At 43.0% G+C, this 23,081-nt stretch carries 23 protein-coding genes and 1 tRNA gene; 12 read left to right on the top strand and 12 right to left on the bottom strand.

Translation table 11 applies throughout. The annotated features are described in order from the left end of the window. Nucleotides 1-3: 3 nt before the first annotated feature. From O3A65_00315 to rpsT, 7 genes are all read right to left on the bottom strand, one after another. Complete coding sequence (locus tag O3A65_00315; GenBank protein MDA1330905.1) at nt 4-492, bottom strand: YajQ family cyclic di-GMP-binding protein; 489 nt, start codon at nt 490-492, stop codon at nt 4-6. 13 nt (nt 493-505) lie between these two features. Next, on the bottom strand, nt 506-1,081 hold the full coding sequence (locus O3A65_00310) for a hypothetical protein (GenBank protein MDA1330904.1): 576 nt from the start codon (nt 1,079-1,081) through the stop codon (nt 506-508). Continuing rightward, a complete protein-coding gene (locus O3A65_00305) occupies nt 1,078-2,313 on the bottom strand; it encodes an argininosuccinate synthase (GenBank protein MDA1330903.1) in 1,236 nt (411 codons plus the stop codon). Before O3A65_00305 ends, O3A65_00310 begins: the two co-directional genes overlap by 4 nt. 24 nt (nt 2,314-2,337) lie before the next feature. Beyond that, complete coding sequence (locus O3A65_00300; GenBank protein MDA1330902.1) at nt 2,338-2,829, bottom strand: hypothetical protein; 492 nt, start codon at nt 2,827-2,829, stop codon at nt 2,338-2,340. 107 nt (nt 2,830-2,936) lie between these two features. Continuing rightward, a complete protein-coding gene (argF, locus tag O3A65_00295) occupies nt 2,937-3,848 on the bottom strand; it encodes an ornithine carbamoyltransferase (GenBank protein MDA1330901.1) in 912 nt (303 codons plus the stop codon). Continuing rightward, complete coding sequence (locus tag O3A65_00290; protein MDA1330900.1) at nt 3,845-5,023, bottom strand: aspartate aminotransferase family protein; 1,179 nt, start codon at nt 5,021-5,023, stop codon at nt 3,845-3,847. Before O3A65_00290 ends, argF begins: the two co-directional genes overlap by 4 nt. A gap of 136 nt (nt 5,024-5,159) precedes the next feature. Next, nucleotides 5,160-5,423 carry a 30S ribosomal protein S20 gene (gene rpsT, locus O3A65_00285; GenBank protein ID MDA1330899.1) on the bottom strand — a complete coding sequence of 88 codons (264 nt, stop codon included), beginning with the start codon at nt 5,421-5,423 and terminating at the stop codon, nt 5,160-5,162. A gap of 178 nt (nt 5,424-5,601) precedes the next feature. Between rpsT and murJ the strand changes: the two genes are divergently transcribed. Further along, nucleotides 5,602-7,158: a murein biosynthesis integral membrane protein MurJ gene (gene murJ / locus O3A65_00280; protein MDA1330898.1), complete on the top strand. Its 1,557-nt coding sequence runs from the start codon at nt 5,602-5,604 to the stop codon at nt 7,156-7,158. A 9-nt stretch (nt 7,159-7,167) separates the two neighbouring features. Here the strand turns inward: murJ and O3A65_00275 are convergent, their stop codons facing one another. Continuing rightward, a complete protein-coding gene (locus O3A65_00275) occupies nt 7,168-8,097 on the bottom strand; it encodes a CysB family HTH-type transcriptional regulator (protein ID MDA1330897.1) in 930 nt (309 codons plus the stop codon). A 183-nt stretch (nt 8,098-8,280) separates the two neighbouring features. On the opposite strand from O3A65_00275, the gene O3A65_00270 reads away from it, so the two are divergent. From O3A65_00270 to O3A65_00220, 11 genes are all read left to right on the top strand, one after another. Continuing rightward, nucleotides 8,281-9,213, top strand: a complete 933-nt coding sequence (locus tag O3A65_00270) for a bifunctional riboflavin kinase/FAD synthetase (GenBank protein MDA1330896.1) — start codon at nt 8,281-8,283, stop codon at nt 9,211-9,213. A gap of 71 nt (nt 9,214-9,284) precedes the next feature. After that, nucleotides 9,285-12,044 carry an isoleucine--tRNA ligase gene (ileS, locus tag O3A65_00265; GenBank protein MDA1330895.1) on the top strand — a complete coding sequence of 920 codons (2,760 nt, stop codon included), beginning with the start codon at nt 9,285-9,287 and terminating at the stop codon, nt 12,042-12,044. Continuing rightward, on the top strand, nt 12,037-12,552 hold the full coding sequence (gene lspA / locus O3A65_00260) for a signal peptidase II (GenBank protein MDA1330894.1): 516 nt from the start codon (nt 12,037-12,039) through the stop codon (nt 12,550-12,552). Before ileS ends, lspA begins: the two co-directional genes overlap by 8 nt. Beyond that, nucleotides 12,549-13,499 (top strand): 4-hydroxy-3-methylbut-2-enyl diphosphate reductase, encoded by a 951-nt coding sequence (gene ispH, locus O3A65_00255; protein MDA1330893.1) that lies wholly within the window; start codon nt 12,549-12,551, stop codon nt 13,497-13,499. Before lspA ends, ispH begins: the two co-directional genes overlap by 4 nt. A gap of 53 nt (nt 13,500-13,552) precedes the next feature. Beyond that, nucleotides 13,553-13,975 (top strand): transcriptional repressor, encoded by a 423-nt coding sequence (locus tag O3A65_00250; protein MDA1330892.1) that lies wholly within the window; start codon nt 13,553-13,555, stop codon nt 13,973-13,975. Between the two features lie 78 nt (nt 13,976-14,053). Continuing rightward, complete coding sequence (locus tag O3A65_00245; GenBank protein ID MDA1330891.1) at nt 14,054-14,836, top strand: enoyl-CoA hydratase; 783 nt, start codon at nt 14,054-14,056, stop codon at nt 14,834-14,836. Between the two features lie 64 nt (nt 14,837-14,900). Then, a tRNA-Thr gene (locus O3A65_00240) sits at nt 14,901-14,976 on the top strand. Nucleotides 14,977-15,091: 115 nt separating this feature from the next. Continuing rightward, entirely contained in the window at nt 15,092-15,307 is a 216-nt protein-coding gene (locus O3A65_00235; GenBank protein MDA1330890.1) for a hypothetical protein, read from the top strand. Between the two features lie 373 nt (nt 15,308-15,680). Continuing rightward, on the top strand, nt 15,681-15,992 hold the full coding sequence (locus O3A65_00230; protein ID MDA1330889.1) for a Rap1a/Tai family immunity protein: 312 nt from the start codon (nt 15,681-15,683) through the stop codon (nt 15,990-15,992). Between the two features lie 262 nt (nt 15,993-16,254). Further along, complete coding sequence (locus tag O3A65_00225; GenBank protein MDA1330888.1) at nt 16,255-17,406, top strand: mandelate racemase/muconate lactonizing enzyme family protein; 1,152 nt, start codon at nt 16,255-16,257, stop codon at nt 17,404-17,406. A gap of 20 nt (nt 17,407-17,426) precedes the next feature. Beyond that, nucleotides 17,427-17,846, top strand: coding sequence for a DUF3293 domain-containing protein (locus tag O3A65_00220; GenBank protein ID MDA1330887.1), 420 nt, complete (start codon nt 17,427-17,429; stop codon nt 17,844-17,846). 26 nt (nt 17,847-17,872) lie between these two features. On the opposite strand, the gene O3A65_00215 is transcribed toward O3A65_00220, so the two are convergent. From O3A65_00215 to O3A65_00200, 4 genes are all read right to left on the bottom strand, one after another. Beyond that, entirely contained in the window at nt 17,873-18,985 is a 1,113-nt protein-coding gene (locus O3A65_00215) for an FAD-dependent oxidoreductase (protein MDA1330886.1), read from the bottom strand. A gap of 60 nt (nt 18,986-19,045) precedes the next feature. Continuing rightward, nucleotides 19,046-19,684, bottom strand: coding sequence for a TIGR04282 family arsenosugar biosynthesis glycosyltransferase (locus O3A65_00210; GenBank protein ID MDA1330885.1), 639 nt, complete (start codon nt 19,682-19,684; stop codon nt 19,046-19,048). Further along, nucleotides 19,681-20,370, bottom strand: coding sequence for a TIGR04283 family arsenosugar biosynthesis glycosyltransferase (locus O3A65_00205; protein ID MDA1330884.1), 690 nt, complete (start codon nt 20,368-20,370; stop codon nt 19,681-19,683). The genes O3A65_00210 and O3A65_00205 overlap by 4 nt, the downstream gene beginning before the upstream one ends. Before the next feature lie 220 nt (nt 20,371-20,590). Beyond that, nucleotides 20,591-22,768, bottom strand: coding sequence for an FAD-dependent oxidoreductase (locus tag O3A65_00200; protein ID MDA1330883.1), 2,178 nt, complete (start codon nt 22,766-22,768; stop codon nt 20,591-20,593). Nucleotides 22,769-23,081 lie beyond the last annotated feature (313 nt).

Raw genomic sequence — 23,081 nt, 5'->3', positions numbered from 1 at the left:
TGGTCAATCTCTAAAGTTTTTATATTGAAGAGGTACGTCTTTAATTTCGTTTTTAAGTAACGAAATTACTTCTTGAAGCGTATCTCTCTTCGCCCCAGAGAATCGGATAACATCTCCCTGAATTGAGCCTTGGGCTTTCAGTTTATTATCCTTAACTACCTTAATAATTTTTTTCCCTAATTCCTTGTCAATACCGGATAGAACCGTCACAATTTGTTTTACTTTATCGCCACTTATTTTTTCTAATCCTTGCTTGGTTAGGCTTCGAATGTCAATTTCTCTTTTAGTCATCTTTCCCATCATCAAATCATAGACCTGACTCATTTTGAATTCATCGTCAGCAAAAACCGTGATTTCTTGATTTTCGGATAGTTCTATCCGCGCGTCAGAGCCTTTGAAATCAAAACGATTGCTTATTTCCTTGTTGGATTGGTCAATCGCATTTCTCAATTCAACCTTATTAACCTCCGTGACTACATCAAATGATGGCATAAGTGATCCTAACTTAATTAATTTGCTTTATTTGACGGGAATCTAAGGGAAGTCCAGTTCCATCATCAAATTCGGATGCGGCTTCTATACTTTTCCTGGCAATCGTTTCCGCGCTGATGTCCGGGATGTCGTACATGGCCCACATAGCCCCCAATGCGTAATCACTGCCACTGCCATAAGAATAGAAGCGACTGAATTCTTGAACCGTGCGGTGTCCCGATACTCCAAAAATCCCAAATGGGTTTGCAATTAGCACATCCATTCTGGATGATTCAACCGCATCTTCCTTATCTTCCTCAGGCATCAAGAAATATTTTTCTTTTAGTTTTAAGTGTAATAAGTTCCACGTGCTAAAGATTTCTTCCGTAGATCGAAGTGCGATCTCGTGAGGTGCCTCATAAAAATATTCTCTCAAGATTAATTTAAAGGTTGCATTACCTGTGATAGCAATAAGGTTATCTCCTACCTGAATAATTTTTCCTGAGTTATGAATGTATTTCGCACTTTCTTTACCCGAGCCCCACTTAGTAAGAGTGTCGGCTGCTATGGCTATTTCGCCATTTTTTTTGACTACAGCAATCGTGGTCATTTTTTATTTTTGTTCAATTTTGAATTTTGTTTGGCGCCTATTCTTAGCCTCAGCGCGTTAAGTTTGATAAATCCTGTTGCATCTGCCTGGTTATAGGCACCTTTGTCGTCTTCAAAACTCGCAATACGCTCATCGAACAGCGAGTTTCGTGGGGATTTTCGCCCTAAAACTTGGACATTTCCTTTATAGAGCTTTAATTCTACTGACCCGTTAACCGGTAGTTGAGATTCATCAATTAGACTTTGAATCAGGAGCCTTTCCGGACTGAACCAGTATCCGTTATAGATTAGTCTGGCGTAGCGGGGCATGAGGTCGTCCTTCAGCGCTAACACTTCTCGGTCAAGCGTTATGGATTCAATAGCCCGGTGAGCCTTCAACATGATGGTACCCCCGGGAGTCTCGTAGCACCCCCTAGACTTCATGCCGACATAGCGATTCTCCACTAAATCTAGTCTGCCGATCCCATGTTTACCGCCTAGTCTATTGAGTTCTCCTAGAACGTTAGCGGGCGATAATTTTTTCCCGTTTATGGCTACGATATCGCCATTTTTGTAAATTAATTGAATATTTTCAGCACGATTGGGCGAATTTTCAGGAGAGACTGTCATCCGCCACATACTCTCTTCTGGAGCGACATTCGGATCTTCAAGAACCCCACCCTCATAAGAGACGTGAAGTAGATTTGCATCCATTGAGTAGGGAGCAACTCCTTTTTTCTTCTTAAAGTCGACTGGGATCCTCTGTTTTTCGGCATAAGCAATGAGCTTTTCTCGAGATAACAAATCCCATTCCCTCCAGGGTGCGATTACTTTGACGCCTGGCATGAGCGCATAGGCACCCAATTCGAACCTAACCTGATCATTCCCTTTTCCAGTAGCGCCATGAGAAATGGCATCTGCTCCAGTTTTTTTGGCAATTTCGATTAGTCTTTTAGCAATTAAAGGCCTCGCTATCGAGGTACCAAGAAGATATTCACCCTCGTATACTGTGTTTGCTCGGAACATGGGGAATACATATTCACGCACAAATTCTTCTTTTAAATCCTCTATGAAAATCTGTTTGACGCCCGCAGCCTTTGCTTTTTTACGGGCGGACTCAACCTCTTCTTTTTGGCCAAGGTCCGCGGTGAATGTAACAACTTCACAATCGTATGTTTCTTGTAGCCATTTCAGAATGACTGATGTGTCCAAACCGCCCGAGTAGGCTAAAACAACTTTTTCAACTTTATGCATATGTTCTTTTTGTTCAACAATAAGTTAAATTCGTCTGCCATCCGGCTCACTCACAGGTTCTCCATTACGCCATTGGCCTTCGAATATTTCTCCGTCAGGCGTTCTAAGCTGACCCCAGCCATGAGCGCGACCATTTAGCCATTCGCCATCATACGCACTTCCATCCGGATTCAATTGCGCGCCTATCCCATGCTGTCGGCTGCGGACCCAGGTCCCATCGTATTGAGTACCATCGTGGGAGGTATACACACCTTGACCATCGGCCCATCCGTCAACAATACTGCCCACATAGTGTTCCTTGAGTTGTTCATTAATGAACCATTTAAGTGTACCTGAACCATTGGCAAACCCATTGGTGCAATTTCCGTCCCATCTGATTGATTCACCCTCTTGAGGCATGGGGTTATACACTTTGCATCCATTTTCGTCTGCAATGATCCCCATATCAGGGTCATTAGCATAAGCGGAAAAAGCACCGAAAGTAAGTATTACGATACCAATAAAGAATTTGAGCATATTGAATTTTTCCTTTTGATAAATTGCAGAAATTACGAAATTTCAAGTTGTACAATACATCAGTCGTGGGGCTTGTTGAAAGCTCCAACGGGCGTCAATTGATGTTCTCAACCTACGACTATCCCGAGCAGTAAAAATTCCATGAGTGCCTTCTGGACATGCAGACGATTTTCCGCTTCATCCCATACGACGCTTTGGGCCCCATCGATTACTTCTGCAGATACTTCCTCCCCCCTGTGGGCAGGTAAACAATGCATGAAAATGGCATCTTTGGATGCTTGTGCCATTAATGAGCTGTTAACTTGCCAGCCTTGAAACGCCTGTTTCCTAAGTTTTGTTTCTTCTTCAAAGCCCATACTAGCCCATACATCAGTAGTTACTAAGTCAGCTTGATGAACGGCGGCCCCAGGGTCTGTAAAAAATTTGACATGCTGAAAATGACTTAAGTCTTTTGGCTCGTATCCTGGTGGTGAGGAGATATGTAGCTGAAAGTCAAGTATTTCAGCGGCTTCAATCCAGGTGTTACACATGTTATTCGCATCTCCAATCCAAGTTACTGTTGAGCCCTTTATTGAGCCGTTTTTCTCGATAAATGTAAAAATATCTGCAACGACTTGGCAGGGATGATGTTGGTCGGTTAAACCGTTGATGACAGGAACGGTGCTGTGCTGTGCAAATGTTTGAATCAGCTCTTGTTCAAATGTACGGATCATCACTAGGTCGCACATTCTAGAAATGACTCGGGCTGAATCAGCAACTGGCTCACCCCTTCCCAGTTGTGAATCTTTGGTATTCAGATAGACGGAGCTTCCCCCCAGTTGACTCATACCAAGTTCGAAAGATAGATGTGTTCTGGTGCTGCTTTTCTCGAAGATCATGACCAAAGTTCTGTCTCGAAGGGTCGTGCGTTGCTCGAATGCTTTGTATTTTTTCTTGATATCCCTGGTTAAGTTAAACAGGTATTCGAGTTCATCTTGGTTGAAATCGCTGAACTTCAGGAAATGTTTGAGATCTTTCATTTCGATTCGTTAAGGAATTGTGTAATTACTGAAGAGAGTGTAGATACTAGAAGTTTAATTTGCTCATCGTCAAGGATCAAAGGTGGCAACAGTCGAATGACTTTATCAGCGGTCACGTTGATCAGTATTCCTGCCTCAAGCGCTAGGTCAGTGATAGGTGTACATGCTCGGTCTAGTTCAATTCCAATCATGAGGCCTTTATTTCGGATTTCGATAACTGAGGTTACACCTTTAAGATTGTTTGCTAGACCGTTAGTAATGGCGTCGCCAATATATGTTGCACGATCAACTAAGCCATCTAATTCGATGGCTTCTATAGTCGCCATAGCGGCTCGACTGACAAGTGGGTTTCCCCCAAAAGTCGAACCGTGAGTGCCTGGTGTTAATGTCTCTGCGGCTTTCCCGCGTGCTAGACATGCGCCGATAGGAATGCCATTACCCAAACCTTTGGCTAGTGTCATTACATCGGGAATGATCGCGTTATGTTGGTGAGCAAACCAAGCACCTGTTCTTCCCATGCCGGTTTGGACTTCATCGACCATCATGAGCCAATCAGCTTCGTCAGCTATTAGTCTTAGCTCATTTAAGTATTGGGGGGAGGGGATCTGAATACCACCTTCTCCTTGAATGGGTTCTACGAAAATAGCGACCACGTTTTCATTGTTGAGTGCAACTTGACGTATTGTTTCAACGTCTCCAAATGGTACTCTTGCGAAGCCCGATAAAAGAGGTTCAAAGCCAGCTTGAACCTTACGATTTCCCGTCGCAGAAAGTGTAGCCATTGTTCTGCCATGGAACGATTGTTCGGTGACAATAATGACTGGTTTTTCCACTCCTTTTTGGTGCCCATACAGTCTGGCGAGCTTGATGGCCGTTTCATTTGCTTCAGCGCCAGAATTCGAGAAAAACACAGTCTCCATCTTGGAGAGTTCGCATAGTTTAACTGCTAGCACTTCTTGCTCAGGTATCTGATAGAGGTTCGAGCAGTGAATTAAGGTGCTTGCTTGATCTTGGATCGCTTTTGTGACCCTTGGGTGATTGTGGCCTAATCCTGTCACTGCGATTCCACAGAGCGCGTCAAGATAACGCTTTCCTGAGGTGTCAAAAAGCCAAGCACCGTTTCCATGAGTAAATGCGACTGATTTTCTCCCATACGTTTTCATTACATGGCGCATAGTTATTCCTTAGTCCGCTCCCTATATTTTTTGCCAAATGTTGCTTTTTCTCTATATTTCTTTAAGTAGCATACCCTCAAATGAAAAACCCGCAGGACCAGCTGCGGGTTTTTAAAAACATCCAGCGGTTCAGTCGTTAGCCCATTGTTTTAATTGCACGAGAAAGTTTACTCTTATGCCGTGCCGCTGAATTTTTATGAATAATCTTTTTGTCCGCAATTGAGTCGATTCTACTTTGCGCATTTGCGTATGTACTGACCGCGACGTCCTTATCGCCAGCATATATTGCTTTCCGAACTTTTTTGATCATCGTTCGAAGCTCTGATCTAAGAGAAGCATTGTGGGCATTTCGTTTATCAGTTTGACGAGCTCGCTTCTTGGCTGATGCAATGTTTGGCATGTTTTTTAGTTCTGCTTGGCTGCTAATGAAAAGGCGCCGATTATAACCCTGCCTGTGGCTTTACGCAATATTGGTTAAATTTTTATACGATTTGGGGAAGAAAAACTGATAAGGTGAGCGCGTGAAGCGATATGTAGCTCACATTGAGCACACCAACGCCTAGAAATTATTAAAAATCATGGGTTTGTTTAAGTTTTTATCGGTTATCAGTTTCTTTACCTTGGTTTCTCGAATCCTCGGGTTAATCAGGGAAATGGTTATTGCCGCGAAGTTTGGAGCCAGCGCCTCGACTGACGCACTATTTGTCGCTTTTCGTATTCCCAACCTGTTGAGAAAGCTTTTCGCTGAGGGCGCCTTTGCTCAAGCCTTTGTTCCAATTTTATCGGAATATCGTGAACGAGAGGGCGATGAGCGAGCCAAATTATTGATTGGCCATGTCGCTAGTTTACTCTCTCTGCTGCTTCTGATTGTTTCAATAGTTGGTGTACTTTGTGCACCTTATCTGGTTTACGTGATTGCGACTGGCTTTAATGATTCAGCAGATCAGGCCGAGTTAACAGTAAATTTAATTCGTCTCACGTTTCCATATTTATTTTTCATATCTTTGACGAGCCTTTGTTCTTCTGTTCTGAATACTTGGAGTCGTTTTGCGGTTCCAGCGTTTACTCCGGCGCTGTTAAATATCAGCTTTATTGGATCGGCACTTTATTTAACGCCATTTTTTGATCCACCGATAATGGCTCTTGGGCTAGCCATATTAATGGGTGGCGCCGCACAGCTCCTTTTTCAGATTCCGTTTTTGCTGCGACTTAAACTTTGGCCAAGATTCCGTTGGAATCCTGCTGACCCAGGTGTGATTCAAATTTTGAAGAAGATGGCGCCCGCCGTATTGGGGGTCTCTGCGGCTCAGATTTCCTTGGTTATCAATACAAATATTGCTTCTAGAATGCAAACAGGTAGCGTGAGTTGGCTAACTTATGCGGATCGATTAATGGAACTGCCAGTTGGATTGCTCGGCGTCGCGATGGGCACTGTAATTTTGCCAGCGCTATCTATTTCTGTCGCAAACAGCAAAAAAGAAGAGTATCAAACCACTCTAGACTGGGGCTTAACCCTTATGTTGGTTATCTCAATACCGAGCGTGTTGGGGTTGGTCGTTCTATCCGAACCTATTCTTATGACACTATTTATGCGAGATCAGTTTTCGTTCGCAGATGTTTCTATGACGAAAATTGCGTTCTGGGGGTATGGCGTGGGTTTGGTTCCTATCGTGATGGTTAAACTTCTTGCCCCTGTTTTTTATGCCAATAAGGATACAAAGGCGCCAGTACAAATTGCTATTAAGGCTGTGTTTTTTACTCAGCTACTGAACGTCTTTTTTTTGATGTTTTTGCCGAATCATGTGAAGCACGCAGGGCTGGCCTTAGCGATTTCTGGAGGCGCTTGGTTGAACGCCGTTATGCTCATCACAAGTTTGCGTAGGCGAGGGCTATTTGTTGTCAGTAATAATTGGATATTAGTTTGCAGAGATTGTGCGGTAGCGGCTGGCGCAATGACTTTGACTATTGCTTATGTCTCTTTCAATATTGAGTGGTTGCATTTCGCTTCCTGGGGACGAGCCGGATTGCTCCTGTGTGTAATACTGCTTGGAGTAATAATCTACATACTTGGCTTGAAAGTCCTTGGCCATCGATTAAAGGATCTTTTGGTTGTGAAGCAACCCACCCAAACCTAAGGGCTTCTCTTAGCGCGCCTGTTTACTGACGATGGCGTCAACAGCGGTAGGATTAAGGTGCGGGGCAAACATGGATATGAAATCGTAAACATATCCGCGCATATAGGTGTTTTTTCGAATGCCAATACCGGTTGTGCTGGGTTCGAATAGGTGGCTGGCATCCATAGCTCTGATTTTATTATCGCGCAATGGGTCGAAAGCCATCATCGAAACTATCCCAATGCCGATCCCGAGCTCGACATACGTTTTAATTACGTCTGCATCTATAGCTGTCAGTATGATGTCTGGTTTTAAGCCGTTTGCCTCAAACGTTTGTTTGATGATGGGGCGACCTGTATGCGTTAAATCATATGTGATGATCGGATACGCACAAATCTCTTGCAAAGAAATATTTTTACTCTTTAACAGAGGATGTCGCGGTGGGGTTAGTACGCAGCGATTCCACTGGTAGCAAGGTAGCATCGCGAGCTCGTTAGTTAAAGACGTCGCTTCGGTGGCTATGGCAATGTCCGCCTCTCCCGACAACGTCATTTCTACTATCCGTGAAGGGCTGCCTTGGTACAGTGATAATCGTACTCTAGGATATTTTTCGCGGAATAGTTTGATGATGCTAGGAAGTGCATATCGAGCCTGTGTGTGCGTTGTCGCAATAGTTAAGCTTCCTGATGTTTCGTCCGAGAACTCGCTGCCTATCGTTTTTAGATTGCTTAATTCAATGAGCGCAACTTGGGATTTTTTGATGATTTCTTGGCCTGGCTCTGTAATGCCAACAAACCGTTTTCCTCGTCTGATGAAGATATCAACACCTAGTTCCTCTTCAAGCGCCTTAATCTGTTTGCTGATCCCGGGTTGGGATGTATATAGTTCGGTCGCAGCCTTTGATAAATTAAGGTTGTGTTTTGCAACCTCACATATGTATCTGAGCTGTTGTAGTTTCATGGGTTCAGCGATTCAGTTGATGATGGACTTAATGCTTCTTTGTTAGAACTTTGCAATATATAAATTTAATTCTATATAAGTTTTTTGATCTAGTATATGGCTATTTACCATAGTGCTTATCAGGGCTTTTGTAAAAGGCGATAGAATTGAGCCTTAATTAATCTTCACAAAATTATTTGTTAAATGCGAGTTTTAACACTCAGAGAGCCAGGATGCAAGATTGGGCGTGCCCTCACCATCGGTAATTTCGATGGCGTGCACTTGGGACATCAAGCCATATTGGAACATTTGGTATCTGTAGCTTCTAAAAAAAATCTCATTCCTTCCGTTTTGATTTTTCAACCGCACCCCGCAGAATTTTTTTCGCCTAGTAAAGCCCCAATCAGGCTTTATGGAATCCGGGAGAAAGTATGCTCGTTTTTTGACGCGGGTATTGAGCAAGTCTGTTTGCTCCCCTTCAATGTTAAATACGCCCGGATGCTAGCCGAAGACTTTGTGCATGATGTGCTGGTAAAAGAGCTCTCGGTGCAGTGGTTATTGGTTGGGGATGACTTTAGGTTTGGATCGGGCCGGAGCGGTGATTATCAAATGCTACAGAATCGTAGTCTTGAATTAGGTTTTGAGGTCGAGGCTAATCGAACCATTAAAATTAGCGAGGTACGCGTGTCTAGCACCGTTGTTCGAGAAGCTTTGTTGAGTGGGAATCTTAACTTTGCGGAAGAATTGTTAGGCAAGCGTTACAATATCATTGGTCGCGTAGTTCGAGGTGATCAAATTGGTAGGACGTTAGGATTTCCTACTGCGAATATACATTTTGGCAGAGAGTCTTTTCCTCTGTCTGGAGTGTTCACGGCTTATGTTGATGGCCCTGAACTTAATCAGCGGCCGGCGCTAGTAAGCGTTGGGAAGAGGCCTACCGTGAAGAGTAGGGGAGATGTTTGTATTGAGACATACATCCTTGATTTCGATGGTGATTTGTATGGCCAAATGCTTAATGTCACATTCGTTCGTAAAATTCGTGACCAAGAGGCGTTCACCAGTACGTGTGACCTTATTGATGCTATGAAAGAAGATGAAAGAAACGCTCGTCTTTCTTTTGAATTAAACGTTACTTAAAACGATGGCTGCATAGTATTAGGTATTCGTGACCATTAATGTTTAATCGCTTGAGGTAGTTGCTGAAACAGATGGACTATAAAAAAACATTGAATCTTCCTGATACGCCATTTCCGATGCGTGCGAATTTAGCGAAGCGCGAGCCTCTTTGGGTTGCACAATGGCAAACCGACGGCCTGTATCAAAAAATTCGAGAGAAAGCGAAGGGTAGACCTACGTTCATCTTGCATGACGGCCCACCTTATGCCAATGGTGATATCCATATTGGGCATGCTGTTAATAAGGTTCTCAAAGATATTATTGTCAAATCCAAAACGCTTGCTGGTTTTGATGCGCCGTATGTTCCCGGATGGGATTGCCATGGTTTGCCAATTGAACACCAGATCGAGAAGTTACACGGGAAGGGAATAGAACCTGCAAAATTTCGTTCTCTTTGTCGAGAGTACGCCGGGCAGCAGATAGACCGGCAAAGAAAAGATTTTATGCGTCTTGGTGTACTCGGGGATTGGGATAATCCCTATAAAACCATGGAGTTTCAAACTGAAGCTGATACGATTCGATCGCTGGCAAGCATTCAGCAAAATGGATTCTTGCAAGAAGGAGCTAAACCCGTACACTGGTGTCTTGATTGTGGCTCGGCACTCGCTGATGCTGAAGTCGAATACGAGGACAAAAAATCTCCAGCAATAGATGTTGGCTTTTCTGTTTCAGACACAAAGGCTCTGGCTTCCGCGCTGAGGTTTACGCACATCAACGATCCTGTATTTGCCGTGATCTGGACAACTACCCCTTGGACGTTGCCAGCAAATCAGGCGGTTGCTGTTGGAGCAGATATTGACTACTCGCTTGTTCGAATTTCGGATGGTTTGCTCATATTAGCTAGCGAGCTAGTTGGATCTTGTGTTCAGCGATATGGCATTTTGGAGTTTGAGATCCTATGTAATTTCAAAGGAGATAAGCTCGAGGGCCTTTGGCTTCAACATCCGTTTTATAACCGACGATCGTTAATAATTACTGGAGACCACGTGACCTTAGAAGCGGGAACTGGTTTGGTTCACACCGCCCCAGCTCATGGTGTTGAGGATTATGTGGCTGGTCTACGTTATGGCCTTGAGGTTGATAATCCTGTTGGTGCTGATGGTAAGTTCTATGCCTCGGTTCCCATTGTTGGAGGCATGTTGGTTTGGGACGCAAACAAAAAAATTATTGAGATTCTCCGTGAAAATCACAAGTTGCTGCAAGAGGTTGCGTATGAACACAGTTACCCTGTGTGTTGGAGGCATAAAACGTCAATTATCTTCAGAGCAACTAAGCAGTGGTTTATTGGACTCGATTGCGGTGAGGATTCCATTAGGAGTCGTGCAGCAAAGGCCATAGCTGAGACCTCTTTTTATCCCAGTTGGGGCCGTGCTCGATTAGAGGGTATGATCAGTAACCGACCTGATTGGTGTGTGTCTAGGCAAAGAAGCTGGGGGACGCCGATGTCGTTAGTGGTGCATGCTGAGACGGAGGAATTACATCCCGATACACCTGCTCTCATGGAGGCAGTAGCTAAGCGGGTAGAGATTAAGGGTATCGATGCCTGGTTCGAGCTTGACCTCGAGGAACTCTTAGGCGAAGACGCAAAGAATTGGAAGAAAGTCAGACATACGCTCGATGTCTGGTTTGACTCTGGGACTACACACAGGAGTGTTCTTGCGACGCGCGGAGATTTGACAAAGCCGGCGGATTTGTATTTGGAAGGCTCTGACCAACATCGAGGTTGGTTTCAATCAAGTCTTCTCACAGGTTGTGCGATCGATGGTCGGGCTCCGTATAAGAGTCTACTTACTCACGGATTTGTGGTGGATGGTAAAGGACGAAAAATGTCCAAATCCATGGGTAACGTAATAGCACCACAAAAGATCTCAGACACGCTAGGTGCTGACGTGTTGCGCCTATGGGCTGCGTCAACAGATTACTCTGCGGAGTTAACGATATCTGATGAAATTTTAAAGCGGGTGGTTGAAAGTTATCGGCGTATCCGTAATACGCTGAGATTCTTACTCGCTAATCTCAGTGATTTTGATCCAAAGGTAGATAGGCTAGACCCGGCTGATTGGCTTGAGGTTGATCGTTATGCGGTGCAAATTACTCAGCGATTACAGCAGAAAATTGAACGCGATTATGAGCAGTTTGAGTTTCATCATGTAGTGCAAAAATTTCAAACATTTTGTTCTGAAGATCTGGGTGGCTTTTACCTGGATATCCTGAAAGATCGACTCTATACAAGTGGGGAAAGTTCGCTTGAGCGGAAGGCGGCGCAGAATGCGATATGGCACATCACAAATTCTTTACTACGTTTAATGGCGCCGATCCTGTCATTTACAGCTGATGAGGCCTGGGCTATTTTCATTCGCGATGATCAAGATTCTGTGTTGTTATATGGCTGGTATGAGTTCCCTCATATCGATCAAGATTTATTGCCTAAGTGGGATCACCTGAGGCGATTGCGGGCGCTCGCACAGAAGAAACTAGAAGAGAAGCGAAGTGCTGGCGCTATTGGGTCCTCGTTGCAGGCTGAGGTTAGTGCGACTGCGTATGGACAAGACTACGACCTATTGAGCTCCCTTCAGGATGACTCGCGTTATTTATTCTTGACGTCCTCGTTTAATTTGACAAAAGGTGATTCGCCAGACTTTATTATGACGGTAGATAAGAGCTTGCATAAAAAATGCGAAAGATGCTGGCACTATCGGTCAGACGTAGGTTCCATCTCGGGACATGAAACTATTTGTGGGCGATGTGTCAGTAATTTATCTGGCGGTGGCCAGCAGAGACGTTATGTATAGCATCTTGTGTTCGATTGAGGTCAAACGTTTTGTCAAATGGTTGTTGTTTGCAGTGGTGCTCGTGTGTATTGATCAACTGACAAAGCAGTTGATTGTCCGGACAGTAGGTCCTTTTGACGTTAAGCAGGTGCTTCCATTTTTTGCAATTGTGTTTACGATGAATCCGGGTGCGGCTTTTAGTCTTCTGGCGGATGCATCAGGATGGCAAAGATGGTTCTTTTCTATCATTGCGATTATTGCAGTTGCCCTTTTGTTAGTTATGCTGTACCGAAGCACCAAAGACCGATTCTTATCGTTTGGTTTCGTTTTAATACTATCAGGTGCTCTTGGTAATTTAATTGATCGAATTATGCTTGGTGCGGTTGTTGATTTTATCTTGATTCATTGGCGAGATTTCCGTTGGCCTGTATTCAACGTGGCAGATTCTTGTATTTCTATAGGTGTAGGTATTTTACTATTTGATGGTTTTTTTCGGAAACGAGGCGAGGCGCGGCAAACTCTACCATGACGACTACCCCAATAGTTTCTGAGCTGCATTTAGCGAACCCGCGAGGGTTTTGCGCGGGGGTTGATCGAGCCATCGAGATTGTTGAGCTAGCTATTAAGAAGTATGGCGCCCCAGTTTATGTCAAACATGAAGTCGTTCACAACAAGTATGTTGTTGATGATTTGAAGTCTAAAGGTGCCATATTCATCGAGGATTTGAATGACGTGCCAGAGGGGCATATCCTGATTTATAGTGCGCACGGCGTATCGGTGCAGATTCGCACGGATGCGAAGAAGAGAAAATTACGGGTTTTTGATGCTACGTGTCCTCTAGTCTCTAAAGTTCATGCCGAAGTGGTTCGATATCGTAAAAAAGGTCTTGAGGTCATTATGATTGGTCACAAAGGACATCCGGAGGTTGAGGGGACTATGGGGCAGGTTTCAAGCGGTATTTTTTTGGTTGAAACTATCGATGACGTAAACAGTCTTGTTGTGAAAAATCCTGACTACTTGGCGTATGTGACTCAAACAACACTCAGTGTGGATGACGCCTCTCAGATTGTTAAAGCACTTGTGGCTAAGTATCCAAAGATAAAGGTCCCTGCGAAAGATGATATTTGTTATGCCACGCAAAATCGCCAAGATGCAGTCAAATTGCTCGCCGAGCATTGTGATCTGATTATTGTCGTTGGCTCAGCTAATAGCTCTAACTCGAATCGACTCAGAGAAGTGGCAGAAACCAGGGGTGTTCGAGCATTTTTGGTCGACAATGCTGCTGACTTGGAACCAGACTGGCTAACCGGGGTGACCAGAGTAGGAGTAACTGCGGGAGCCTCAGCTCCTGAGGTGCTTGTTGCTGCTGTCGTTGAGCGATTAAAAGAACTTGGGGTCACTGTTGTTAAGGAGTCTTCTGGTGTACAGGAGAATGTAGTTTTTTATGTGCCTGGTGTACTGCAGAGAAAAGCGTAAAAATTTCTGGTATCTTAAAAGTCAATACCATGAATATGTGATGGAAGTTTGTTATGGAGCCAACCACAGCTGTGCTAGATTTGATTGATCAGTTAAGGGATTGCGGCGTTACGCCGACTAAGCAACGCTTAACTATTGCTAAAGTTCTTTTTGGCAAGAAGCAGCATGTCAGCGCCGACCAGTTGCTAGAAATGGTGAGGCGGGAGGATTCTACTGTTTCTCGAGCGACTGTTTACAATACGCTGAATTTATTCTTGAATAAAAAGTTGATTAAAGCATTAATCATTGATAAGTATAAGGTTGTCTACGATACAAATACTTCGATTCATCACCATGTGTACTACGTCGAGACGGGAAAGTTGATAGACGTAAGCCCTAAAGATGTTGGGCTCTTAGAGTTGCCGCGGATCCCAATGGGGTTTGAGATTGAGGGTGCCGATGTTGTCATTCGTGTCCGTCGGATGCAATCTGCCTAGCAGTTTTATATATTTTTTTAGCTATATTTTTTCGGATAAATGTTCGGAATGATATCTAGTAGATTGAAAGGAATTACTGTGAATTACGAAAATATATTAGTCGAGAAGCGAGGCAATGTTGCACTTATCACATTGAATCGTCCTGAGGTGTTAAATGCTCTATCACCTGATCTTATGCGTGAATTGTCTTCGGCTGTCGATATGTTGGAGCCGGACCCAGCTGTGGGTTGTTTAGTCATCACCGGTAGTGAGAAAGCCTTTGCGGCAGGTGCGGATATTAAAGAAATGAAAATAAAGAGTTACATGGATGTTTATATGTCTGATTTTATCACCAGCGAATGGGAGCGCATTGCTCGGTGCCGTAAGCCGGTCATTGCAGCTGTTGCGGGTTATGCCTTAGGAGGTGGATGTGAGCTGGCTATGATGTGTGATTTTATTTTGGCTGCGGAAAATGCCAAATTTGGGCAACCAGAGATCAATCTGGGCATAATACCGGGCGCTGGCGGCACCCAACGATTACCACGGTTTGTAGGGAAGTCAAAAGCTATGGAAATGGCTTTGTTGGGTCAGGCTAGAATGATGGATGCAGCTGAAGCGGAACGGTGCGGTTTGGTTAGTCGCATTGTTCCCCTCAATGAACTTATTGATGAGGCGGTCAGTACGGGACAAAAGATTGCCGATTTGAGCCAACCTATAGTAATGATGGCTAAAGAAAGTGTGAACAGAGCTTATGAGACAACCCTTAATGAGGGTATTCGTTTCGAAAGACGTTTATTTCATTCCGCTTTTTCTACAGAGGATCAAAAAGAAGGAATGTCTGCGTTTGCTGAGAAGCGGAAGCCAAATTTTAAGAATAAGTAGTTTCTTAAGTTCTCACCGCCACAATATTTCTTATTCCTGTCCGCACGTATAATATCCGTTCTGCGCTGTTGTAGCTCAGTTGGTAGAGCAACTGATTCGTAATCAGTAGGTCGGCAGTTCGATTCTGCCCAACAGCACCAGTTAGAATAAGGGTTTCAAGGGGAACTTGCTCTGAAGCCCTTTCTAGTTTTTAGTGCATGTATTGACTATGGATTGACTAAATGACATAAAGGTCGAGTGGTATACTTATGATCTATGAACAATTTAATATCCATATCTGTTTTGGAAGATCGTAGGGACGGCATCCCAGCCACAGTGGAGGACCACGCAAACTTGCGCGCGTACATCCAATGGAGGCAGATTGATCCGAACAATATGCGCCAACTCAATCCTCCTCGTCCGATTGTGCGTGCCACTCCCGCAAGGCCATCAGGCCCACCTGAGTTGCGAGTAGTACCGACATCAAAGTAGTGTCACCCGTGCATTAACAAGTTAGTAATTCTTTCTGGTCTTTCAATAATTTATTTAATTGTTTTATCATTTTCCTAAATTCTAGGCCTCTACCGGTCTTGAATGAATTTTGAGATGACTTTCTTTTGCCTTCGGGGGTTTTAGCACCGGTCGATTTAGTCCAAGGCCTTAAGCGTTGAATTAATTCTGTCTGCAATTGATTGGCTTCGGCTTAAGATCAAGCAGACGGGTGTATGAGAGGCATAAGAATTTTTCATTATATGAAACTTAAGTGACATATATAAACCGGTATATTAAGCGCAGTAAATAAATTCTTTTGTCGTGACAATAATAAATATTCTGTACAATTTGTGGATACTCGAGAGGCAAATAAATGAAACGTGTAAACCTAGCATTATGTTTAGTGTTGCTACTACCGGCTTTATTGAGAGCGGAAACTGATGGTAACGAGTTGCTTGAGATGATGCAGCACCCTAATGGTCGCGAGGCAACTCAGCCATTCATCGATGATGTTTGGATTAAGTGGAATAATGGACTATTTTGTATTCCTGAAGAAAACATAAGGGAGACGACATTCGCAGCCGTTTTGTACTACCTAGAGAATCATCCTGAAAATCTTTTTCGGCCTCGACGTTATTTAATAGTGCAAGCGCTCAGAATAGGGTTCCCCTGTACTAAAGAATAAATTTCATTATTGGTCATAGAGGAGGACGCTGAAATCTAACTTCCTATCTTCGGGTTGAAGTCTTGAAGGCCCTATCATCAATCCTTAATACGCATGTCATGGCATAAAAGTTAGATCGCAATAGGGGTCTGTAGCATCCTCAATCGCGCCTCCCTAAAGAAGTCAATTTTATAATGCAGATCACGTCTCTTGATTACTGAGTAATATAAACATATCTTCCTAGGTATCGTTTAATCAATTGCCTTATTGGATCAAGATTTTTATGAAAATTACAGATGTTAAGGTGCATATCTTGCAAAGTACTTTGGATAAGCCCTTTGCCTTTTCCCAGGGGTGGGTCAAGGTGAGGTCTGCGACTATTGTTGAAGTTCAGACTGATCAAGGCTTAGTAGGTTGGGGTGAGGCCTTCGCGCAAGGCCTTGAGTCTCCACAAATAGCCGCATCAGTGATAGAGCACTCGCTTAAACCATTGATCTTGGACGCCAATCCGACGGACTTAGAAATCCTTTGGCATAAAATGTACAACCATACGCGGGACTTTGGGCGAAAAGGATCCATCATGGCGGCCATCAGTGCTGTAGATATCGCCTTATGGGATATTGCAGGAAAATTTTTTGAGGTTCCGATCTCTCAACTCATTGGGGGAAGGTTTCGAAATCAGGTCCAACCTTACGCCACAGGTTTTTATCGATTGAGCGGGCAGAATGAGGAGGGGCGATTGGCCGATGAAGCCATTGCGCACAACGAAGCAGGTTTTAAAGCAATGAAAATTAAACTTGGTTTTGGTGTAGATGATGACATTAGGGTCATGCGCCAAGTCGGGCGGGTGCTTGAGGGGCGAGGTGTTGAGCTCATGGTAGATACGAATCATGCTTATGGTCGCACTGAATCCTTACGGTTAGGGCGAGTACTTGATGAGTATGACCTGCGCTGGTACGAAGAGCCTGTTCCGCCGGAAGATATTGATGGGTATATTGAGCTTCGTACCAAATTAGCGACACCAATCGCTGGAGGGGAGAATGAGCACTCTATATATGGATTTCGTGAGTTGTTGAATCGCCATGCAGTTGATATTGTGCAGCCTGATATCGGATCTTGCGGCGGCATTACGGGAGCTAGGCATGCCTCGATACTAGCCCAAGCCAACGGAATAGAAGTTAATCCTCATGTCTGGGGTTCTGGAGTCTCACAGGCGGCCTCTCTTCAGGTTTTAGCGGCGCTACCCGATGCAGTTCATTCGTTATATCCAAGACAACCTATTCTTGAGTACGATCGATCATCGCATCCCTTTAGAAATGATCTGGTAGATCGACCCCTAACACTTAACAAGGATGCAATGGTTGAAATATCGGATGCTCCAGGACTTGGGATTCAAGTCAACAGAGAGATAATAAAAAGATTCAAGGTTAATTAAATTGCCTTGAAAGATTCATTATGTTTAATAGTGAAGTGTTAATTGACTTGTATCAAAAAACCTCATACAGAGCGTATCTTGGCAAGACCTATGTAGAATTTCGTGTTAACGAAAGGAACAGGGGTCAAAGTTGGTTTTTTAGAAGTCAGTGGGTAACTAGTTGGGCCTTTATTTCTGCAGAGAATCCTGGTTCTATTCGATTAACTGAGCGAACGAATGCAGGTAAGAGCGGTATATTATTACGATATTTGCGTACGAGAAATATGAAATATTTATTGGGATTAGGTATTCCTGACTCTGCTGATTGGCCCATCGAATTAGGTTTTTTTGTGTTAAATGTAAGTAGCCTTGAGGCAAGTCGGATAGGTTGTAAATTCAGACAAAATGCCATTTTGTTTTTTAGAATTTTGAAGCCAATTGAACTAATCTGGATAGCTTGAGCTCAGCCGCTCTCAATGTAATCCTGTTACCGAAATTTGCCCATGAAATTTCGGTCAATATAATCTTTCCAGTGCCATACCCATTTTCCGCTAGTACATAAAATATTTCTTGAGGCAACGGCATATTTGCTTCCCGCACTGATTAAAGCGAGGGCGTGTTTCTGGGGTATATATCGCTCAAGCGGCCTATCGTTCACTAGATTGTTGATGTTAGTAGTCAGTACTGCGGCTTGCTTCAATGCATAAACTCCGGACTTCGGATGCTGTAACCTCTCAATAGACCCAATATCTCCGACTGCAAAGAGATTATTGATATTTTTAACTTTGAGGTATTGATCCGTTTTAATAAATCCATCTTCTGTCGTAGGAAGATTGGATAATTTAGGCCAAGTACTCGCTGCAGCTCCAGTAGCCCATACCGTCAGGTCAGATTTAATTATTTTCCCCGAGGCGGTTGTGACATGCTCTTTAGATACCTTGACTACAGGATTAGCATAGTAGGTCGTCACATTTTTTTGATGGAGGATTCGGTGAAATTTACGCCGAATGGGCATGGGATGTGTGTCTAGAATATCATTAGAGCCAGTGATCATCGAGAAATTTAGATTGGTATAGCCACAGGTATCTGTGCGATATTTTAGCGCTAGCAAGATTTCAAGACCGGCCGCCCCACCTCCCACAACAGTGACCTCAAATTTTTGTTTCATGGGTGCGTTAGCAACTTTGTCTAGAAAACAATTGATTTTATCGAGCAGCTGATCAATTGGTTTTACCGGAATAGCCCACTGTTTAGCGCCAATTGTTGAGTAGAGGTTTGGTGTTGATCCGATATTGATAGATGCTAGGTCATATTCATGCTGGTCTGTTTGAGTATGTATTCGTTGCTCGTTGTGTGAGACTCGAGTTACAGATTCTTGAATAAAATTAAATTTATATCTATTACATAGCTCTTCAAGATCAATATGACACTCACTAGCTGTGTAATGACCCGATATTAGGCCAGGCAGCATGCCTGAGTACGGTGTGTATCGATCGCCACTAATTAATGTTAGCGCAACATCAAGAGACGATTGCTCGCCCAGTCGTCGAATAGTTTCTAAATGCGTATGGCCGCCACCAATAAGTACAAGTTTCTTCATTTATATTTGAGCGAGTAATCTTATATTATGCACGGTGACTAATGGAATGATTATCAGTCTTTATAGTCCGTGTGTTAATTGAGGCATGTATTCAGTGAGTCGATGGTAATCGGCAATTTCATCTACGTCCCATAATATCGGCAACTCTTGCCAGGTACGACTGTGTGTTTTTAAGTTAGATCGAATCTGATGCATTACTTGGTTAGTGCCCCACGGGACGTTGTGAAATATTGCTGGGGAGAACGTATGCGTCCCTACCAAAGAAAATCCGCCGTCTTCTACAGGAATGAATACGTATTCGTGCCGATCTAGTTCAAGAAATGCTCTTTTTAGCATAGCTTTATTGATAGAAGGGCAGTCACATCCAATGAGGAGTACTTTTTTATGATTCTCTAAACCCTTGTTAAGGCTAAAAGCCATTCGCTCAACTAGAGACTCTCCAATTTGAGGCTTCAGATGATTATTAGAGATCAGTGTCGTAAAGAAAATATGATTGATATCTGGTGTGACCCATATCTCAAGATTTGACGACATGTTTGTAGCCACCTTTAAGGTATGAAGTGTCATACGTTGATGTAATTCACACGATCTGTCTGAGCCTAATTCGGGAATAAGTCTTTTTTTAACTGCACCTGCAACAGGTGTCCGCGTGAAAATCTGAATTAAAGTATTGTGTTCTTTATTGGTAGAGTTAGTCATCTTTTATCGTATTGTTTTTTTAACCAATTTGGGTTTGTCCCGAAAAAAAACAATAGTCGCAGAGCCCACATTTTAAAGATTGTTCTCAGAGGTCCATTTTCCTCCCATCTTCTGACCGATGTCTTTATTCGCGCGCTACTCACGAAGGGTTGTCCTACACGTTTTAGTTTTTTTGAAAAAACAATATCCTCCATGATTGCTATCGACGGAAAAAGGCCTATAGCTAAAGAAATATCTTTACGAACAAAAATTCCCTGATCACCAGTAGCAATATTGGTGATTCTTGACCGCAGATTCATCATGGACTCAATGATCCGAAAAATTTTCTTCTGATGATTTAAGTGCACGTTGAACCAACCCCAAGAGTGGTGGTGCAGGGCTAATTCAATGATATCTTCGAATTCGAAACAAATCGAAGAATCTGCATGTAAGAACCATAAAAATTTACCGTTCGCACTTAGTGCTCCTGCGTTCATTTGTTTTGCGCGTCCTGGATGTGAGTGGATAATCTGATCCGCTGTGTGGCGTACGATCTCCAAGGTGTTATCGGTGCTACCTCCATCTACTACGATTATTTCCGTTTTGCCCGACTTTTTAGTATGCAGCTCATTAAGTAATAAAGGAATAAGTTGTTCTTCGTTTAAGACAGGGATGATTACCGATATGGTGATGTCTTCTGCTGACATGAGACGATGCGCTACTCCGAAATGCTTTTTTTTTATGACCAATCGCATATGGTATAGACAATTTATGCATTGATTAGGGATACAAGCTGTTGCTCTTTTTCAAAGGATTCGAACTGATGTTTTGTCATATACCATTTATCAAATGTTGAAATTAAAATAATTAATGCTGAAACTAATCGAAAAGATGTTACGGTTTTAAAGTTTTAGGTGATGATAATGATTATCGACGCAGGAATTGGTGATATATCTCTAGGACCTTTAGAATCTTTTGAGGAGCGTGTTTCCTTTTCCACTCTCCTGCTACATATTTGTTGGCTTCTGAGAATGTTGGGTAGATATGCGTAGTAGCGAGAATCTTATTAAGTCCTAATTTATATTTCATAGCGAGAACAAATTCAGCAATAATTTCAGAGGCATGTTCACTCACAATAGTAACGCCGATTATTCGATCAGATTTTGGCCGCGTTAGTACTTTGATAAAACCATGGTCTTCTGAGTCCGCAATTGCGCGATCGAGATCATCTAGTCCGTATGTCGTAGCTTCGTAAGCTATGTTTTGTTTGTTTGCTTCGTTCTCATTTAACCCCACTCTTGCAACTCCGGGATGAGTGAATATAGCCCACGGTACAGATGAAAAATCGATAGTAAATTTTCTAAATTGACCAAAGAGGGCATTTACTACCGCATGCCAGGCTTGATGAGCAGCAGCATGAGTGAACTGCATTCTGCCAGTCACATCTCCGCATGCGTAGATATTTGGAAACTTCGTTTGTAGAAAATCATTTGTAGGTAAAACAATATCGTCTGTACAAATAGCATCTATATCTTCTAGTCCGTAACCTTTTATATTAGCTTGCCTTCCAATAGCAAAAAGAACTTGATCAAAAGATAGACTAACCTCACCATTAGGACTGTCGCAAACTAGTGTTTGCACCCCATTTTCCTTAATGAATCCCTTAGCTCGATGGCGTGTTAATACCGCGACACCTTCATCCGATAACTGGTTTTCGAGCATCTTGGCGACATCGGTATCCTCTTTCAAAAGAATGCGATCAGCAGATTCTACCAAAATGACCTGAGAGCCCAATCGTTGGAAGGCTTGTGTTAATTCACAACCGATCGCGCCGCCGCCAATGATGATCAGACGTTTTGGTAGCTCATCTAGATCCCAGACGGTGTCAGAAGTGATGTGGTTGATTTCGTTGATATTGGGTAGGTGCGGAATGATCGGGCTGGCCCCGGCCGCTACAATAATTGATCGAGCGCTGATTATTTTTTCACCTCCTACGCTATTAATTGCTATCGTCCACGGCGTAATGATTTTCGCATTTCCTTGATAGCATGTCACGCCTAGTTCTGTGTAACGATTTATTGAGTCATGAGGCTCTATTTTCTTGATAATCTTATGGACTCGTTTTATTACGTCTGAAAAATTGAAGATTACGTCAGCTTTTTGGATGCCTAAACGGTTAGATTGTTTTGCTTGTTCAATGAAATGGGCAGTTTTAATTAACGCCTTCGAAGGCACGCATCCCGTATTGAGGCAATCACCTCCCATTTTGTGTTTTTCAATGAGAGCCACTCGTGCATTCAAGGCAGCACCTACGTAGGAGGATACAAGTCCCGCGGCGCCACCCCCAATTACTATTAGGTTATAGTCGAAATGTTTTGGTTTCGACCATCTGGCATAGACTCGATGTCGGTTCATTAGATCTGATAAAACTTTTGCGGCAATGGGGAATAGCCCGAGAATACAAAGAGAAATAATCAAATTTATTGAGAGAATGTCGCCGATCGAATTTAGAGTAGCGAGTTGGGTTCCGGCATTTACGAATATTATGGTTCCGAGGAGCATTCCGATTTGACTGACCAGATAGAACGTTTGCGTCTTGATTGGTGTCAGAGCCATCAACACATTGATTGCAAAGAACGGGAAAATCGGAACTAACCTCATCGTTAGTAGGTAAAAAGGCCCGTCTTTCTTTATACCTTCATTGATGATTTTTAATTTGTCGCCAAAACGTGCTCTAACGGAGCTGCGAAAAAAATATCGCGTGATCAGAAAGGCAGCTGTTGCGCCAATAGATGAGCAAAAAGATACAAGGATAGTTCCTAAAACTAGGCCAAATATTGCTCCTCCTCCGATTGTCAGAATCACCGAGCCAGGTAGTGAAAAAGCCGTCACGATGATGTAGATTAAGGCATATATCAGACTTAGTCGGACCGGATGGTCTTTAAAGTAAATCTGTAATTCAGAGTAGTTATCTTTGAGGGATTGTAGGTTTAATTGCGCAAGTAGATTGAAAGCGTTTTCACGAAAAAAAATAAAGACTAATGCGATGATCGAGGTGGTAATAATTAAGCCTATCCACTTCTTATGAGAATTTGTGAGTTTCATACTCTAAGGATTGCTGTCTATCGTTGTTTTAAATCAAACTTTAATATTTGGTTGAAATAATACTTATGGAAGTCAAATCTGTGGTCTAGTTGAAACCTCTGATTATTGTTTGGGGTTAAGATTAAAACGCCAGTGAATGAGGTCGTCATGTCTTTAGAGCTTTGCCTGTTTGATCTTAATGACTATATTCTATTCGAACTAGATCAACATCAACATCAACATAGACATAGACATAGACATAGACATCTCCCTTTCCTAGCCTAAAAAGTTTTTGAGTTGTTCTATTTTTTATCTTGTCTAGGATTGTGCTGCG

This window comes from Pseudomonadota bacterium (assembly GCA_027624715.1).
In the GTDB taxonomy this organism is placed as follows: Bacteria; Pseudomonadota; Gammaproteobacteria; order Burkholderiales; family Eutrophovitaceae; genus Eutrophovita.
This window is presented reverse-complemented; position numbering and strand designations above follow the sequence as displayed.